Here is a 16,089-nt window from a genome sequence, read left to right on the forward strand (position 1 = left end):
TTACCCGACGATTAACAACCCCAGAGAGGCGGCTATGCAGAGAGTAAACAAGGAGAGATCCAATAAAGTGGGGTGCCAGATCTCGCCTGAGTACATCCAGTCACGCAGTAACGGATGAAGTAGCAGCCATAAGAAAAAACCGAGCAGAACGACTTTGAACAGGGGCGGAAAAAAAAGTGAGTCCCCGAGCACCAGCTCGGTGATGGGGCTGGCAGCCGTTAATATTGATGTCATCACACACAAAATCCCTATGACCAGTGAATTACCGATGAGGATAACTGAATGCGTCCATCTGATTATGATGGATTTGTGTTTTGCCTTGTAAACTCGCAGAATAGTCTAAAATCATGCTTGATAGCTAGCAAGCTAATTATAAGAGGTAGAAATTGAATACAACTCTGGGAACCGACTTGTCAAGATTGGTACGTATCTGGCGCTCATTAATTGATCAGCGATTGAAACCGTTGCAGCTGACACAAACCCATTGGGTGACGTTACACAACATCCACCAGCTACCGCCTGAACAGTCGCAAATTCAGCTGGCAAAAGCCATTGGTATTGAGCAACCTTCTTTGGTACGCACCCTCGACCAGTTGGAAGAGAAAGGGTTAATCACGCGCAGCACCTGTGCGAATGACCGCCGTGCTAAGCGTATCAGCCTCACTGCGCAGGCAGAACCGATTATTACTCAGGTTGAGCATGTGATTGATGCGACTCGTGATGACATCCTGGCCGGAATTTCTCAGCCGGAGATCGACAAAATGGTGACGCTGATTGCCAGACTGGAAAAGAATATTCTTGAGCTTCAGGGACGAGATGAATAAAAAAAACCGGCATAAGGAGCCGGTTTTTTTATGCGCTACTGTGTCATTAGCGTGGGGAAACAGTGATCTGGCTACCGTTTGACGCCATTGCTACGCGCTGACCTACAGAGTAGCGGCTTACAGCCTGTTTCTGGACCACCATGATGGTGTTGCCATCATCTTTGCGGATTTCCAGCTCAACGCCCTGGCTTTTATTCAGCGAGCCCTGAACACCCTGGCCTGCAACACCACCAGCGACGGCACCAGCTGCGGTTGCCAGACTACGACCCGCACCACCACCAACTGTGTTACCAAGGAAACCGCCCAGTACTGCACCACCAATGGCACCGATAACGTTGCTGTCATCGCCACCCTGAATTTGCACCGGACGAACAGATACCAGCGTACCGTAACTCACGGTCTGAATCTGTTTAGCTTCAGAGGCGCTGTAAACATCACCGGAAAGAGTATTGTCATTTACACAGCCAGCCAGCGTTATCCCGGCAAGCGCCACGATTAATAAACGCATCGTCATCATTAAAACTCCTATGTGTAGCAGGTGCTGCGGATCATCGGGCAGCGGTCAATAACACTATTATAAGGTACAAGCCGCGCCTTTCTCACAATTAGTTTGTAAAAGCACCGCAGAAAGATAACCTGGAGTGCTTAAACGTGGATTCAATCACGACAAGAAAATACGACGTCGTTAACAACGTGAATAAAAGATCACTAAATCATAGAATTGACGCGCTAATTTTGCCAGGCTGGCGCAATGACACTCATACCCGCAGACGGGATAAGGCGAAGGCATGAAATCAGGTCGGTTTATTGGCGTTATGTCTGGCACAAGCCTGGACGGCGTTGATGTGGTGATGGCGGTGATTGATGAACATATCGTGGCACAGCAGGCCAGCTATAGTCACCCGATCCCACAAACGCTGCGCCAGCAGATCCTGTCAATCTCCCAGGGGCAATCATTAACGCTGTCGCAGTTAGGGCAACTGGATACCCGCTTAGGACGGTTGTTTGCGGATGCGGTACTGGCGTTACTCAAGCAGCAGGGATTGTCAGCGGATGATATTACCGCCATTGGTTGTCACGGCCAGACCGTGTGGCATGAGCCGCAGGGCGATGCCCCAAATACCTTACAAATTGGCGATAATAATCAAATCGCAGCAGCAACGGGTATCACCGTAGTGGGCGATTTCCGCAGGCGCGATATGGCGCTGGGCGGGCAGGGCGCACCGTTGGTGCCGGCTTTCCACCATGCGGTACTGATGCACCCCACTGAGCGCCGCATGGTGCTGAACATCGGAGGCATTGCGAATTTGTCTTTGCTGCTACCCGGGCAAACATTGCGTGGGTTTGATACCGGGCCTGGCAATATGCTGCTGGATGCCTGGATCTGGCGGCAGCAGGGCAAACCCTATGATAAAGAGGGGGCATGGGGGGCCGGCGGTCACGTGGCCTGGCCACTGCTGCAACAGATGCTCAGTGACCCCTATTTTGCACTGAGTGCACCGAAAAGCACCGGACGTGAATATTTCAATCTGAGCTGGCTGGAACAGCAGCTGTCATCCTTCCCGGGTCTGCCCGCACAGGATGTGCAGGCAACGTTGGTGGAACTGACGGCAACCACTATCGCACAACAGGTCTTACTCAGCGGGGGGTGTGACAGGCTGCTGGTCTGCGGCGGTGGGGGCCACAATCCTCTGTTGATGTCCCGTCTGGCGGCGCAGCTGGCCGGGACGGAAGTGACGAGTACCGACCAGGCTGGCATCAGTGGCGATGATATGGAAGCACTGGCTTTCGCCTGGCTGGCCTGGTGTACCTTGAGTGGGTTACCCGGCAATTTACCGTCGGTAACCGGTGCGCGTGAGGCCAGCGTGATCGGGGCAATATTCCCGGCAAATCGTCCTTTTCGCTGATTGCATCACCTGAAAAGACGTTTTAGCCTAAGTGAACCTCCCGTAGCTCACAAGGAATAAACAATGAAAAAGGGGTATATCGCCGTCGCCGGCATGCTGGTGGCGCTGTCAGGATGCAGCTATTTTCAGACCGACTCTCATACGCCGGTCAACACATTGCATTATACCTGCGGCACGCTGCCGTTAACGGTCAAACTGGATAACAGTAAAAGCGAAGTCAGCCTGATCCTCGACGGTCAACCGCTGGTGCTGAAGCAGCAGCCTGCGGCGTCCGGAACCCGTTACAGCGATGAGCATTACGTTTTCTGGTCGAAGGGCGACAGCGCATTCATTGAGCGCAATGACAAAATCATTATCGATGACTGTCAGCTTCAGCAACCAGCCAGTTAACCCATTGAACTATTGTAGGGTGCGGCGCACAATGCGGTATCCCTACTTATCAGAAGCCAGAGCGATGACTGACAGCGACCATCTGCAACAAATTGCCCATCTGCGGCGTGAATACACCCGTGGCGGCCTGCGCCGCAAGGATCTCCCCGCTAATCCGTTGACCTTGTTTGAACACTGGCTTAACCAGGCGGTTGAAGCACAGTTGCCGGATCCCACGGCCATGAGTGTGGCCACGGTGGATGACCAAGGACAACCCTATCAGCGTATCGTCCTGTTGAAGCATTTTGATGAGCGCGGCATGGTGTTTTACACCAACCTGGGCAGCCGCAAAGCGCAGCAGCTTGAAATTAACCCGCGCATCAGCCTGCTGTTTCCCTGGCATATGCTGGAACGTCAGGTCATGGTGCTGGGGAGTGTTGAGCGTTTATCTACGCTAGAAGTCTTGAAATACTTCCACAGCCGCCCGCGAGACAGTCAGCTGGGGGCCTGGGTGTCGAAGCAATCCAGCCGCATCTCTGCCCGTGGCATTCTCGAAGGCAAGTTCCTTGAACTGAAGCAGAAGTTCCAGCAGGGTGAAATTCCGCTGCCGAGTTTCTGGGGCGGTTATCGGGTCAACATTGACTCAATGGAGTTTTGGCAGGGCGGCGCTCACCGTCTGCATGACCGTTTTTTCTACCAGCGTGAAGATGACGCATGGAAAATCGACCGCCTGGCACCCTAAAACACGAAATAATGCCGTCAATGGGTGGATCGCAGCGGTCCGGCCCATTATTCTATATCCCTTATTTTCTCTCCGCGTTTCAGCGGAAAGCTGTGTACCAGCTTAGGTGCAGACTTTTTCACATGGAGTCTTAGATGGCCAGCAGTAACCTGATCAAACAATTGCAAGAGCGGGGCCTTGTCGCCCAGGTAACGGATGAAGAGGCGTTAGCAGAACGACTGGCGCAGGGGCCAATCGCACTCTATTGTGGCTTCGACCCGACTGCCGACAGCTTGCACTTGGGGCATCTGGTGCCGTTGCTCTGCCTGAAACGTTTTCAGGATGCCGGACATAAGCCAGTGGCTTTAGTCGGTGGCGCAACTGGCCTGATCGGCGACCCGAGCTTTAAAGCAGCCGAGCGTAAGCTGAACACCAGTGATACCGTGAATGAATGGGTCGATAAAATCCGCCATCAGGTTGCCCCTTTCCTTGATTTCAACTGCGGCGACAACAGCGCGATTGCAGCCAACAACTATGACTGGTTTGGCGGCATGAATGTGCTGACCTTCCTGCGTGATATTGGCAAGCACTTCTCTGTTAACCAGATGATTAACAAGGAAGCCGTTAAGCAACGTCTGAATCGTGATGACCAGGGGATCTCCTTTACTGAGTTTTCTTACAACCTGCTACAGGGTTACGACTTCGCCTGTCTGAACGAGCGCCACGGCGTGGCGTTGCAGATTGGTGGGTCTGACCAGTGGGGGAACATCACCTCCGGTATCGACCTGACGCGTCGTCTGCACCAGAACCAGGTGTTTGGTTTGACCGTTCCGCTGATCACTAAATCTGACGGCACCAAATTCGGTAAAACCGAAGGTGGCGCTGTGTGGCTGGACGCGAAAAAAACCAGCCCTTACAAGTTCTATCAGTTCTGGATCAACACCGCTGACGCAGACGTATATCGTTTCCTGAAGTTCTTCACTTTCCTGAGTATTGACGAGATCAACGCACTGGAAGATGAAGACAAAAACAGCGGTAAAGCACCCCGTGCCCAGTATGTTCTGGCCGAACTGGTGACCAAACTGGTACACGGTGAGGACGGTTTGGTGGCTGCACAGCGCATTACCCAAAGCCTGTTCTCCGGGGCGCTGAGCGAACTCACGGAACAGGATCTGGCACAGCTGGCACAGGATGGCATGCCGGGTGTTGAGTTGGAAAACGGGCAGGATCTGCAACAGGCATTGGTCAATACCGAGCTGGCCCCGTCACGTGGTCAGGCTCGTAAACTGATCGAGGCGAAATCCATCAGCATCAACGGTGCACTGCAAACGGAGGCAGAGTATGCCTTCGTAGAGGCCGACCGCCTGTACGGCAAATACACCCTGCTGCGCCGTGGTAAAAAGAACTACAGCTTAATCAGCTGGAAATAATAAGCAGGTTCGTTACGTACTGAAGCCGGCAATGCCGGCTTTTTTTAGGCAAGAAGGGTCAGAGTCGCGCGATGAAAAATATTCTCTCCATCCAGTCCCATACTGTTTTTGGTCACGCCGGAAACAGTGCAGCAGAATTTCCTATGCGCCGCCTGGGCGCAAACGTTTGGCCACTGAATACTGTTCAGTTTTCCAACCATACTCAGTATGGTCACTGGGCCGGAACGGTCATGCCGGCCAGCCATCTGACCGAGATTGCCCGGGGTATTGGTGATATTGATCGTCTGAAAACCTGCCATGCGGTGTTAAGTGGTTATCTCGGCTCCGCCGAGCAGGGAGAGGCTATTCTTGAGATTGTACGGATGGTCAAAGCGGCAAACCCGGAAGCCTGGTATTTCTGTGATCCGGTGATGGGCCATCCGGAAAAGGGCTGCATTGTGGCACCGGGTGTGGCTGAGTTCCATGCGAATGCCTCCCTACCCGCCAGTGATATTATCGCGCCCAATCTGCTGGAGCTGGAAATGTTGAGCGGGCGTCAGGTGGCCGATGTGGAGCAGGCTGTTGCGGCAGCACGTGAGCTGATTGCTAAAGGGCCAAAAGTGGTGCTGATTAAGCACCTTGCGCGGGCCGGTTACCGTAGCGATCGCTTCGAAATGCTGCTGGTGACGGCAGATGAAGCCTGGCATATTGCCCGTCCGCTGATTGACTTTGGCGTGCGCCAGCCGGTAGGGGTGGGTGACCTGACCAGCGGATTATTGCTGGTGGACCTTCTGCACGGGCTATCGCTGCAACAGGCGCTGGAACATGTGACGGCCGCTGTGTATGAAGTGATGCTGAAAACCCATCAGATGGGTGAGTATGAGCTACAGCTGGTTGCTGCACAGCAGGCGATTGCTGAACCGCAGCAGCATTTTGCGGCAGAGAAACTCTGACCCGCTATCGCGATACCGGGCAGGCCTTTTAGGCCTGCCGTCGTCATTAGTTCAACCCTTCAGCTTTCAGCGCAGCGATCACGTCAGGGCGCGCAGCCACCCGTTCAAACCAGTCGTTTAACGCATCCAGTCCACTCAGGTTCAGCTTCAACGCATGAGCCCAGCGGGTCACGGTAAACAGATAAGCATCTGCCACGGTGAAACGCAGCCCCATCAGCCACTGCTTCTCTTTTAATTCGGCATTCACGTACTGGAATTTCTGCTCCAGCAATTCTCTGGACAGTACCTTAAACTCGTCCGGAGTGGTGGGGCGAAACAGCGGGCTGAACCCTTTATGCAGTTCAGTGGCAATATAATTGAGCCATTCGAGCGTATGGTAGCGTGTCAGGCTGCCGGGTGGGGCCAGCAGTTGGCGGTCAGGTTTGAGGTCGGCAAGATACTGCACAATCGCCACGCCTTCAGTCAGCACCGACCCGTCATCCAGTTGCAGCGCCGGAACCTGGCCTTTCGGATTGATTCGCAGATAGTCTTCGCCCTGTTCCGTCTTCTTCGTTTTGGTATCCACGGTGACCAGCGTGAAATCAAGGCCGGATTCGCGCAGCACAATATGGGGTGACAGTGAACAGGCCCCGGGTTTACAGAACAGCTTCATTGCTCGCTCCTTTCATTGAATGATGACGATCTCCTCAGCTTACTGCCGAAGAACATAAAAGTCAGTGTCAACGCGCGGACAATGGCGCATTTTTTGCGGGTTAATTAACCACTGGCAAACGCTGCTGCCCCAGACTGCTCAGTTCAGGCAGCGATGTCCGGGCAAGATCCCAGAATGCGCGCACTTTTGCCGGCATATATTTTACGTTCTGCGCGACCAGTTGCACCGGAACGGCCGGAGGGCGGAAGTCCGGCAGAATTTCGATCAGGGTGCCCCGCAGCAGATCATCATGCACCTGATAAGAGAGCAGGCGGGCAATACCTTTCCCGGCGCGGGCAGCAATCAGCTGAGTTTCGACCTCATTGACAGTCAGTCTTGGCGTAATGCGTACTCGCTCCTGCTGCACCTCAGGGCCGAAGCGCCATTCTCTTTGCGCGGTGAGTGCCGCACTGGCGATGAGGTGATGATCGATCAGCATGGCGGGCGTCAGCGGTGTGCCGTGCAGGGTGAGGTAGTCAGGGCTGGCAACCAGCATCCTTTGCACCTGACCCACCTCCGTCGCCACCAGTGAGGAGTCCCGCAACTGGCCGATGCGTACCGCCATATCCAGCCCCTGTTCGATGAGGTCCTGATAACGGTCACTGAGCATCAGGTCAATCTGGATATCGGGGTAGCGATCGAGAAATGTCAGCACCAGCGGTGCAATATGCTGGCGGCCGAACTGAACCGGCGCGGTCAGACGGACCCTGCCACTCAGCTGATTGCGGGTGGTGGCGTTCAGTGCTTGCTGATAATCCTCCAGCACGCCTTTTGCACGTTCAAAAAGCGCCAGTCCGGCGGGCGTGGGCGACAGACGCCGGGTAGTTCGTTCAATCAGGTTCACGGCAAAACGGCTTTCCAGCGCTGTCAGGGCACGCGTAATCGCGGGAGGCGATCGCCGCAGAGTGCGTGCCGCTGCGGCAAGGCTCCCCTGTTGCACCACGGCGACAAACACCGCCAGTTCATCCAGTTTATCCATGATTATTCCACTTTGCGAAATTATGAATTGCTATTTTTGCCTGTTTACCTCGTTTTCAGCAAGAGTAAGCTGAGTAAAAAACAGGAGATCATCATGAGTTCATTAACGTTATATGGCACCGGACTTTCCGGCCACGTTCACCGCGTCAGCGTGTTGTTAAGCATACTGGGTCTTTCCGCCAGCTGGGTTGAAGCTGATGCCGAGGTCAGACAAAGTGCCGGATATCGGGCGCTCAATCCTCTCGGGCAGGTGCCCGTTTTAGTGGATGGTGACACGGTGATCAGCGACAGTAATGCCATTCTTATCTGGCTGGTGAAGCGCTACGCACCCGACAGTGGTTGGTTGCCGGCTGATTTGCTGGAGGAGGTGCAGGTGCACCAGTGGTTGGCAAAAGCCGCCGGAGAAATCCGTTATGGTGTGGCGTCTGCGCGTCTGATTAAGCAGTTCAACGCGCCGGAAAACTACGCTTCAGCGGTATATGTGGCAAAGAAATTTTTACCTCAACTGGAGGCACATCTTAGCGATCGTCAGTGGCTGGTGGGAAAACGTGCCACCCTTGCTGATCTGGCCTGTTATGCCTACGTGGCCTGTGCGCCTGAAGGGGGCATTGGTCTGCATGCCTATCCCCACATTCAGGCCTGGTTGCAGCAGACGGCCGCACTGCCGGGCTTTATCACGCTGCCACCTCTGCCTTTACCGGCGGAAGCGTAACGATGTTCCATCCAGGGGAGTTGCAGGCGCAGAAAAAAGCAGGCTATCAGCAGGTGAAAGCCGCCCTTTATCCATCGATGCCTGAACAGCACCGTCTGTTTTATCAGGACCTGCAGACTTTCTATATGACCGTACAGGATGACAGCGGTTACCCGTTTGCAGCCCTGGTTCAGGGGGCTCCCGGGTTCATTACTACGCCGGATGAGAGCCATTTTTCCCTGCTGCGCAGTGCCATCGAGGCGGTACCTTATCTGCCTGCATTGAAGTCCGGAATGGCGTTCGGTGGCCTTGGCATCGACTTCGCCAGCCGTCGCCGTAATCGGGTCAACGCAGTGGTAGAGGGTTTCAGTGACAATCGGCTACAGCTGCATGTACAGGAAAGTTTTGGCAACTGTCCGCAGTATATCCAGCGACGAACACTGCCCGCGCAGGATAAGCGACGATCGCTGCATATCGAACCCCTCTACACGCTGGATGCCGATGCGCGCTATCTGATTTCTGCTGCGGATACTTTCTTTGTGGCCAGCCATGCACCGCGCAGTCAGGGAATGGGAGGGGCGGATATCTCGCATCGGGGAGGGTTACCCGGGTTTATCACCCTCAGGCAGGGAAAGCTTTTTATCCCGGATTATTCAGGTAATCGTTATATGAACACGCTGGGAAACCTGCTGCTGGATCCCCGCTGTGCTTTGCTGATCATGGACTTCCATCAGGGTGCAGCACTGCATATTCAGGGAAGGGCTGAGATCCTGTGGCAATCACCGGGGGAAGGGCGAGTGGAACGTTACTGGACGGTTGAACCGGAACGCATCCTGCGCCTCAGGCAGTTATTACCCGCTGCCGGAACGGACGTGGAATATGCCGTGTCCACACTGGCAGCTGAAAGATAAAAAAAGGGCGACATCACTGTCGCCCTCATCATCATACTGTTAGTAATCAGTCATTCGCGTTCTGCGGAGCGGGGGTCCCGTCCTGAGTCATACGGTTCAGCAGGGGAGCTGTGAACATCATCAGTACAGCGATCACCCCGGTGACGATGCCGATTTTCAGGAACACATCACCATAAACGTGCAGCGACAGCAGCGGATCGGTAATGTTTTCTGGCACCGCCATCAGGTTGGCCACTTTACCGGCCACCATGGCAGCACCTGCGGTGGTCAGGAACCAGGAACCCATGATAAAGCCCATCAAACGCTGTGGAACCAACTGTGCCACCATCGCCAGGCCCAGACCAGAGATCATCAGTTCCCCAACGCTTTGCAGCGCATAGCTGAGGATCAGCCAGTTGACGGAAACAATACCCAACTCGTTAGCCAGAGAGGCACCCAGCGGCAATACCAGGAAGGCTGCGGAGCACAGCACCATGCCCAGCGCAAACTTATGTGGCATCGGCAGGCGGTCGCCCATCTTGTTATAGATAGCGGCCAGCAACGGACTGAACACCATAATCCAGAAAGGATTCAGTGCCTGGAACTGCTCTGGCTGGAAAGTGATGCCCAGAATGCTGTGCTCGACGTTACGAATAGCGAAGAAGTTCAGCGAGGTGGGCATCTGCATATACAGCACGAAGAAGACGATAGCCTGTACCATCAGTACAAAAGCGACAATCATCTTGCGGCGCGCATGGCCTTTCAGTGCGAAGGTTTCTTTGGCAAACACCAGTACGATACCGACAGCGATCACGCCAAGTACCAGGCGGGCAATACCCTGGTTATGCAGCAACCAGGTTGCCAGGGTGATCATGACGACAATACCAACCAGCGTCATCAGCAATTTGCGGATGTCCAGCGGGGCAAAATCTGCTTTCGAACCGTGATTTTTCACCCATTTACGGAAGAACATAAAGTTCACCAGGGTGATCAGCATGCCGACAAATGACAGAGCAAATGCCGTACTCCAGCCAAACTCCGCCGCCAGCCACGGCGTGGCAAGCATAGAGAAGAAGGACCCGATATTAATCGCCATGTAATACATGGTGAACGCACCGTCGAGGCGCGGATCGTCTTTCTCATAGCAGGTAGACAGCAGAGACGACGGGTTAGCTTTAAACAGGCCATTACCCACGGCGATGGTCGCCATGCCGATATACACCAGGCTAATGTCGTGACCTGACCAGGCCACCAGTGCGTAGCCCAGCGCCAGCACCAGCGTGCCGAGCACGATAACGCGCTTGGTTCCCAGCACCTTATCGCCGAGCCATCCGCCAACGGCGACCAGTCCATACACCAGGGCGCTGAACGAAGCGAACAGGGTAATGGACTGCGCTTCTGACATCCCCAGCATTTTCACCAGGTAGACAGCAATAATCCCTTGCAGGCCGTAGTAACCGAAACGCTCCCATAACTCGATGGAGAAAATCAGATAAAACGATCGGGGTTGCTTGAACGCGTTGAGGCTTGCTACCTCAGGTTTCTTGTTTGCAGTTGACACTAGTACCTCTGAATGCTTGACCTGTTTCGTGACAGGAAATAAGTCGGCGTAACGCGGGACGTGCGCTCACCGTATAGTTATAAGATGGAAAAACGCCAAATAATTTCGCCGATTGCAGGCCTTGAGGCAAGCGTTATTTCAATATCGCTGACTGATGAAATAACAGTCTTAAATGAGTGGGCTTGCAGTTTACTTGTTTTATTGTGCTGATTTTGGTGCTTTATGTGAATGATTGCACCATTGGTTGTTGCGTGATTGTCCGATGGGCAGACAATAATTCTGGTGAGGGCTTTTCTGGTTTTAACGTCTTCAATAAATAAATTTGTGAGATTTATTGACTGTTTTATAGGGTTTTCTTAGTGATTATTGGTTGTTGTATTACGGGTGTGTGGAGTGAATAACAGGTAAAGCCACTTTGTGTGATTTTAATCACAGAAGGTGTGATAATTTTTGTTGCAAAGCAACTGATAAGTTCCAAATGTTTTTTATTAATTGAACGTTCAATATAAAACGTCTACAATTAAGCTCATTCAATAGTTAAAACCGATGAAGCAATGCCAAAAATTGGAATGAAGGCGATTCGTCAGGCGCAGTTGATTAATGCGACGCTGACGGTAATTGACCGGGTCGGACTGGCAGATGCCAGTCTGGCATTAATAGCGAAAGAAGCCGGGGTTTCTACCGGGATTGTCAGCCACTATTTTGGCGACAAAAACGGTCTGCTCGACGCCTGTATGCGCCAGATCCTCTCTGACCTCTATGTAGCATTAGAGCACCATCGTCAGAAGGCGGCACCGGACCCTGCTGCGCAGATCCGCGCTATTATCGATGGCAATTTTGACGTTACACAGATTGCTGCGCCAGTGCTGAAAACCTGGCTGGTGTTTTGGGCTGACAGCCTGCATCAGCCAAATCTGCACCGCCTGCAACGCATGAACGATCGTCGCCTTTATTCCAATCTGACGGCGCATTTCCGCCGTGTTTTGCCTGAGGAACAGGCCCGAGCCGCAGGTGCATGTCTTGCGGCGCTGATTGATGGGGTGTGGCTGCGCATGACGCTGGCACCTCAGCCGATGGAACAGGGCCTGGATCAGGCCCGCATGCTTTGTTATCAAAATCTTGCGCTGTGGCTGAACAGCGCACCCACCCCCTGACAGGAGGAGACATGGCCGATATGAAACGCCGCGGTTTATACATCAACGGACGCGAAGTGCCTGGCAATGGCGAACTGTTCACCACCGTTAACCCTGCCAACGGCAATGTCCTGGCTGAAATAACCGCCGCCAGCCAGCAGGATATTGATGACGCTGTTGCTTCTGCACAAGCCGGCCAGCGTATCTGGCGTAGCTATACTCCGGTTGAACGCAGCCGCGTTCTGCTGAAGGCCGTTGCCCTGTTGCGCGAACGCAATCAGGAACTGGCCGAGCTGGAAACGGCCGATACCGGCAAACCGATCGGTGAAACCTCAGCCGTGGATATCGTCACCGGCGCGGATGTGCTGGAGTATTACGCCGGGCTGGCCGTCGCCGTCGAAGGCGAATCCATTCCGCTGCGTGACACCGCGCTGGTCTATACCCGCCGCGAGCCGCTGGGCGTCTGTGCTGGCATTGGTGCCTGGAACTATCCGATTCAGATTGCCCTGTGGAAAAGCGCACCTGCGCTGGCAACGGGCAACGCGATGATCTTCAAGCCGAGTGAAGTCACGCCTCTCAGCGTACTCGAACTGGCCAAAATCTTTACCGAAGCCGGGCTGCCGGATGGCGTGTTCAACGTCGTTCAGGGCGCTGCTGCCGTGGGTCAGGGGTTGAGTCAGCACACCGGGATTGCCAAAGTGTCCTTTACGGGTGAAGTGAACACCGGTAAACGCGTAATGGCCGATGCCGCACTGGCTAACCTGAAGTCTGTCACTATGGAGCTGGGCGGGAAGTCACCGCTGGTGGTGTTTGAGGACGCCGATCTGGAGCGTGCGGTCGACGGCGCGATGATGGCAAACTTCTACAGCAGCGGCCAGGTATGCACCAACGGAACGCGCGTGTTTGTCCAGCGTTCGCTGTTGCCTGCCTTTGAAAAACGTCTGCAAGAGAAAATGGCCGGGATCCACTGCGGTGACCCGACCGACCCGGCGGTCAACTTTGGCCCGCTGGTGAGTGAAGGGCATTGCCAGAAAGTGGTCTCGTATCTGGAGATCGGTAAACAAGAAGGGGCGCGTCTGCTGGCTGGCGGTTCACGTATTACCGAAGGTCCACTGGCGAAAGGGTGTTACGTGCAGCCAACGGTCTTTACCGACTGCACCGACGACATGCGTATCGTGCGTGAAGAGATCTTTGGCCCTGTTATGAGCATCCTGGTGTTTGACGATGAAGACGAAGTCATCAAGCGCGCCAATGATACCGAGTACGGTCTGGCGGCCGGGGTGTTTACCACTTCACTGAATCGCGCACATCGGGTGATCCATCAGCTGGAAGCCGGTATCTGCTGGGTAAACAGCTGGGGCGAGTCACCTGCACCGATGCCTGTTGGCGGCTATAAGCAGTCGGGCGTAGGGCGTGAAAATGGTCTGGAAACGCTGCATCACTACACCAGAACCAAATCTATTCTGATCGAGATGGGTGAGTATCCATCCGCGTTCTGATTTTTCGCCGCGGCGTGCGCGTCGCGGCAATATTTCCGGAGGTTTAATGCAGAAATTTGACTATATCATTATTGGTGCGGGTTCAGCAGGCAACGTGCTGGCAACCCGTTTGACTGAGGATGCTGACGTATCGGTACTGTTACTGGAAGCAGGCGGCAAAGATCACCGCTGGGACTTCCGTACCCAAATGCCAGCCGCTTTGGCTTATCCACTGCAGGGTAAACGCTACAACTGGGCATTTGAAACCGATCCTGAACCTCATATGGATAACCGCCGTATGGAGTGCGGACGCGGCAAAGGCCTTGGCGGTTCTTCACTGATCAACGGTATGTGTTACATCCGTGGTAACGCGATGGACTACGACAACTGGGCGAGCAAACCCGGTCTGGAAAACTGGTCCTATCTGAACTGCCTGCCGTATTTCCGTCGTGCGGAAAAGCGCGATATCGGAGAAAACGACTGGCACGGTGGTGACGGTTATCTCAGCGTCACCACGCCGAAAAAAGGCAATAATCCGCTCTATCGCGCCTTTATTGATGCCGCCCAGCAGGCAGGACATCATGAAACCGACGATCTTAACGGATATCGCCAGGACGGCTTTGGCCCAATGGACCGCACCGTGACCGCCAAAGGCCGTCGTTCCAGCACCGCGCGCGGCTATCTGGATGTGGCCAAAACGCGTCAGAACCTGACCATTGTTACCCATGCGCAGACCGACCGTATTCTGTTCAGCGGCAAAACCGCCACGGGTGTCACCTGGCTGCGTAACGGTAAACAAGAGCAGGCGGAAGCCCGCCGTGAAGTGCTGCTGTGTGCCGGGGCGATCAACTCGCCGCAGATCCTGCAACGTTCGGGCGTTGGGCCGGAAGAGTGGCTGCGTGAGCTGGATATCGAGGTGGTTCATGCACTCCCAGGCGTCGGGCGCAACTTACAGGATCACCTGGAAGTTTACATGCAGTACGGCTGTAAAAAACCGGTCAGCCTGTATCCTGCCTTGCAGTGGTGGAATCAGCCCGCTATCGGTGCTGAGTGGTTGTTCAACGGCACGGGTGTAGGTGCCAGCAACCAGTTTGAAGCGGGCGGGTTTATCCGCAGTGACGATCAGCCAGACTGGCCCGATCTGCAATACCATTTCCTTCCGGTAGCGATTAACTACAACGGCAGCAGCCCGGTGAAACAGCATGGTTTCCAGGCTCACGTCGGCCCGATGCGCTCTATGAGCCGTGGCCGTATCAAGCTGACATCCAAACACCCGTATGCTGCGCCATCGATCTTCTTCAACTATATGTCGGAAGAGCGTGACTGGGTGGAGTTCCGTAACGCAGTGCGTCTGACGCGCGAGATTATGCGTCAGCCAGCGCTGGCCGAATATTGCGGTGAAGAGTTGCAGCCCGGGATCAACGTGCAGAGCGATGAGGAGATCGACGCCTTTATCCGTGAGCATGCGGAAACCGCCTATCACCCCTGTGGTAGCTGCGCGATGGGTACCGATGCGATGGCCGTGGTGGATGCAGAAGGGCGCGTGCACGGCATGAACAGCCTGCGTGTGGTCGATGCGTCGATTATGCCGCAGATTGTCACGGGCAACCTGAATGCCCCAACGGTGATGATTGCGGAGAAAATATCTGACGCCATTCGCGGCAAAGCGCCATTACCGCTGTCAGAAGCGGATTACTATCAGTTAAGCCGTTAATACGATGTGGGCTGACCGAAACAGAAGGTCAGCCCCGACGTTTGCTGTAGGGCGACTTTTCGTTTCGGTCGCCCCGTCACCAAAATCGTTACTCGAAGTAAACCTCAGGGTTTTCCGACAACAGAACAAACTCCTTCGTGTCTTTCTCCAGTGCGCGAATAGCACCACTTTCAATGTCATACACCCAGCCGTGCAGCCGCAGCGCATTGTTGCGCAGTCCTACGGCGACCGAGGGGTGAGTTTTAATATTATTTAATTGCGCAATGACATTTTCCTGCACCATCGCATTCACTTTGTCTTCTTCAGTGGCATAGGTCTTTTTCTCGACCACGGCTTTCGCCGCATCAGAATAGTGCAGCCAGTGCGCTACGGCAGGCATCGGATCAAGGCACTGACAGGTGGCAATCGCCTTCATTGCACCGCAGTTGGAGTGGCCGCAAATCACGATATCCGTCACACCCAGCGCCACCACGGCATATTCGATAGTGGCAGACACGCCGCCAGGCTCAGGCCCGAATGACGGCACGATGTTACCTGCGTTACGAATCACGAAGAGTTGTCCCGGGTCCTGCTGGGTGACCAGTTCCGGCACCAGGCGGCTGTCGGAGCAGGAGATAAACAGCGCTTTGGGATTCTGGCTTGAAGCAAGGCTGCGGAAAAGTTCTTTTTGCTCGGGGAAAATGTCTTTCTGGAAGTTGAGGAAACCTTCAATGATATGTTGCATAGCACTCTCTCTATCCTGGATTATGGCCGCGAACCACGTCAGGGAA

General features: G+C 54.3%; 17 protein-coding genes. 11 read left to right on the top strand and 6 right to left on the bottom strand.

Annotation, left to right across the window (positions count from 1 at the left end; genetic code table 11):
• Positions 1-234 (bottom strand): DUF1656 domain-containing protein, encoded by a 234-nt coding sequence (locus tag FVB43_RS19970; protein ID WP_133845465.1) that lies wholly within the window; start codon positions 232-234, stop codon positions 1-3.
• A 152-nt stretch (positions 235-386) separates the two neighbouring features.
• Between FVB43_RS19970 and slyA the strand changes: the two genes are divergently transcribed.
• Complete coding sequence (slyA, locus tag FVB43_RS19975; RefSeq protein ID WP_133845230.1) at positions 387-824, top strand: transcriptional regulator SlyA; 438 nt, start codon at positions 387-389, stop codon at positions 822-824.
• Positions 825-870: 46 nt separating this feature from the next.
• Here slyA and slyB read toward each other — a convergent pair whose 3' ends face one another.
• Positions 871-1,338: an outer membrane lipoprotein SlyB gene (gene slyB / locus FVB43_RS19980; protein ID WP_133845463.1), complete on the bottom strand. Its 468-nt coding sequence runs from the start codon at positions 1,336-1,338 to the stop codon at positions 871-873.
• 274 nt (positions 1,339-1,612) lie between these two features.
• On the opposite strand from slyB, the gene anmK reads away from it, so the two are divergent.
• The 5 genes from anmK to pdxY all read left to right on the top strand — a co-directional run bounded on the left by anmK (position 1,613) and on the right by pdxY (position 6,183).
• Entirely contained in the window at positions 1,613-2,731 is a 1,119-nt protein-coding gene (anmK, locus tag FVB43_RS19985; RefSeq protein ID WP_167864609.1) for an anhydro-N-acetylmuramic acid kinase, read from the top strand.
• A gap of 63 nt (positions 2,732-2,794) precedes the next feature.
• Complete coding sequence (locus FVB43_RS19990) at positions 2,795-3,121, top strand: MliC family protein (RefSeq protein WP_133845226.1); 327 nt, start codon at positions 2,795-2,797, stop codon at positions 3,119-3,121.
• Between the two features lie 64 nt (positions 3,122-3,185).
• Positions 3,186-3,842 (top strand): pyridoxamine 5'-phosphate oxidase, encoded by a 657-nt coding sequence (gene pdxH, locus FVB43_RS19995; protein WP_159337207.1) that lies wholly within the window; start codon positions 3,186-3,188, stop codon positions 3,840-3,842.
• 134 nt (positions 3,843-3,976) lie between these two features.
• On the top strand, positions 3,977-5,251 hold the full coding sequence (gene tyrS / locus FVB43_RS20000) for a tyrosine--tRNA ligase (protein ID WP_133845222.1): 1,275 nt from the start codon (positions 3,977-3,979) through the stop codon (positions 5,249-5,251).
• A 71-nt stretch (positions 5,252-5,322) separates the two neighbouring features.
• The gene (gene pdxY, locus FVB43_RS20005) at positions 5,323-6,183 is read left to right on the top strand and encodes a pyridoxal kinase PdxY (protein WP_133845220.1); all 861 of its coding nucleotides are present in this window, start codon (positions 5,323-5,325) and stop codon (positions 6,181-6,183) included.
• A gap of 46 nt (positions 6,184-6,229) precedes the next feature.
• Here pdxY and gstA read toward each other — a convergent pair whose 3' ends face one another.
• Together gstA and FVB43_RS20015 are read right to left on the bottom strand one after the other, a co-directional pair.
• Positions 6,230-6,835, bottom strand: a complete 606-nt coding sequence (gene gstA / locus FVB43_RS20010; protein WP_133845218.1) for a glutathione transferase GstA — start codon at positions 6,833-6,835, stop codon at positions 6,230-6,232.
• A 100-nt stretch (positions 6,836-6,935) separates the two neighbouring features.
• Positions 6,936-7,853 carry a LysR family transcriptional regulator gene (locus FVB43_RS20015; protein ID WP_133845216.1) on the bottom strand — a complete coding sequence of 306 codons (918 nt, stop codon included), beginning with the start codon at positions 7,851-7,853 and terminating at the stop codon, positions 6,936-6,938.
• A gap of 93 nt (positions 7,854-7,946) precedes the next feature.
• Between FVB43_RS20015 and FVB43_RS20020 the strand changes: the two genes are divergently transcribed.
• Together FVB43_RS20020 and FVB43_RS20025 are read left to right on the top strand one after the other, a co-directional pair.
• Positions 7,947-8,564 (top strand): glutathione S-transferase family protein, encoded by a 618-nt coding sequence (locus tag FVB43_RS20020; RefSeq protein ID WP_133845214.1) that lies wholly within the window; start codon positions 7,947-7,949, stop codon positions 8,562-8,564.
• A 2-nt stretch (positions 8,565-8,566) separates the two neighbouring features.
• Positions 8,567-9,454 carry a pyridoxamine 5'-phosphate oxidase family protein gene (locus FVB43_RS20025; protein ID WP_133845212.1) on the top strand — a complete coding sequence of 296 codons (888 nt, stop codon included), beginning with the start codon at positions 8,567-8,569 and terminating at the stop codon, positions 9,452-9,454.
• Positions 9,455-9,500: 46 nt separating this feature from the next.
• Here the strand turns inward: FVB43_RS20025 and dtpA are convergent, their stop codons facing one another.
• A complete protein-coding gene (gene dtpA / locus FVB43_RS20030; RefSeq protein WP_167864610.1) occupies positions 9,501-10,994 on the bottom strand; it encodes a dipeptide/tripeptide permease DtpA in 1,494 nt (497 codons plus the stop codon).
• A 554-nt stretch (positions 10,995-11,548) separates the two neighbouring features.
• Here dtpA and betI point away from each other — a divergent pair.
• The 3 genes from betI to betA are packed head-to-tail and all read left to right on the top strand — an operon-like array spanning position 11,549 to position 15,319.
• Positions 11,549-12,148 carry a transcriptional regulator BetI gene (betI, locus tag FVB43_RS20035; protein ID WP_133845208.1) on the top strand — a complete coding sequence of 200 codons (600 nt, stop codon included), beginning with the start codon at positions 11,549-11,551 and terminating at the stop codon, positions 12,146-12,148.
• Between the two features lie 20 nt (positions 12,149-12,168).
• Complete coding sequence (gene betB / locus FVB43_RS20040; protein ID WP_133845461.1) at positions 12,169-13,626, top strand: betaine-aldehyde dehydrogenase; 1,458 nt, start codon at positions 12,169-12,171, stop codon at positions 13,624-13,626.
• A 46-nt stretch (positions 13,627-13,672) separates the two neighbouring features.
• A complete protein-coding gene (gene betA, locus FVB43_RS20045; protein WP_133845206.1) occupies positions 13,673-15,319 on the top strand; it encodes a choline dehydrogenase in 1,647 nt (548 codons plus the stop codon).
• 88 nt (positions 15,320-15,407) lie between these two features.
• Here the strand turns inward: betA and FVB43_RS20050 are convergent, their stop codons facing one another.
• Positions 15,408-16,043 carry a carbonic anhydrase gene (locus tag FVB43_RS20050; RefSeq protein WP_133845205.1) on the bottom strand — a complete coding sequence of 212 codons (636 nt, stop codon included), beginning with the start codon at positions 16,041-16,043 and terminating at the stop codon, positions 15,408-15,410.
• Between the last annotated feature and the right edge of the window lie 46 nt (positions 16,044-16,089).

The sequence above is a fragment of the Erwinia rhapontici genome, from assembly GCF_012271765.1.
GTDB classification, from domain to species: domain Bacteria; phylum Pseudomonadota; class Gammaproteobacteria; order Enterobacterales; family Enterobacteriaceae; genus Erwinia; species Erwinia rhapontici.

Coding starts and splice junctions, on each gene's coding strand:
- FVB43_RS19970 (WP_133845465.1), bottom strand. CDS start 234: ATGACATCAATATTAACGGCTGCCAGCCCCATCACCGAGCTGGTGCTC.
- slyB (WP_133845463.1), bottom strand. CDS start 1,338: ATGACGATGCGTTTATTAATCGTGGCGCTTGCCGGGATAACGCTGGCT.
- anmK (WP_167864609.1), top strand. CDS start 1,613: ATGAAATCAGGTCGGTTTATTGGCGTTATGTCTGGCACAAGCCTGGAC.
- FVB43_RS19990 (WP_133845226.1), top strand. CDS start 2,795: ATGAAAAAGGGGTATATCGCCGTCGCCGGCATGCTGGTGGCGCTGTCA.
- pdxH (WP_159337207.1), top strand. CDS start 3,186: ATGACTGACAGCGACCATCTGCAACAAATTGCCCATCTGCGGCGTGAA.
- tyrS (WP_133845222.1), top strand. CDS start 3,977: ATGGCCAGCAGTAACCTGATCAAACAATTGCAAGAGCGGGGCCTTGTC.
- pdxY (WP_133845220.1), top strand. CDS start 5,323: ATGAAAAATATTCTCTCCATCCAGTCCCATACTGTTTTTGGTCACGCC.
- gstA (WP_133845218.1), bottom strand. CDS start 6,835: ATGAAGCTGTTCTGTAAACCCGGGGCCTGTTCACTGTCACCCCATATT.
- FVB43_RS20015 (WP_133845216.1), bottom strand. CDS start 7,853: ATGGATAAACTGGATGAACTGGCGGTGTTTGTCGCCGTGGTGCAACAG.
- FVB43_RS20020 (WP_133845214.1), top strand. CDS start 7,947: ATGAGTTCATTAACGTTATATGGCACCGGACTTTCCGGCCACGTTCAC.
- FVB43_RS20025 (WP_133845212.1), top strand. CDS start 8,567: ATGTTCCATCCAGGGGAGTTGCAGGCGCAGAAAAAAGCAGGCTATCAG.
- betI (WP_133845208.1), top strand. CDS start 11,549: ATGCCAAAAATTGGAATGAAGGCGATTCGTCAGGCGCAGTTGATTAAT.
- betB (WP_133845461.1), top strand. CDS start 12,169: ATGAAACGCCGCGGTTTATACATCAACGGACGCGAAGTGCCTGGCAAT.
- betA (WP_133845206.1), top strand. CDS start 13,673: ATGCAGAAATTTGACTATATCATTATTGGTGCGGGTTCAGCAGGCAAC.
- FVB43_RS20050 (WP_133845205.1), bottom strand. CDS start 16,043: ATGCAACATATCATTGAAGGTTTCCTCAACTTCCAGAAAGACATTTTC.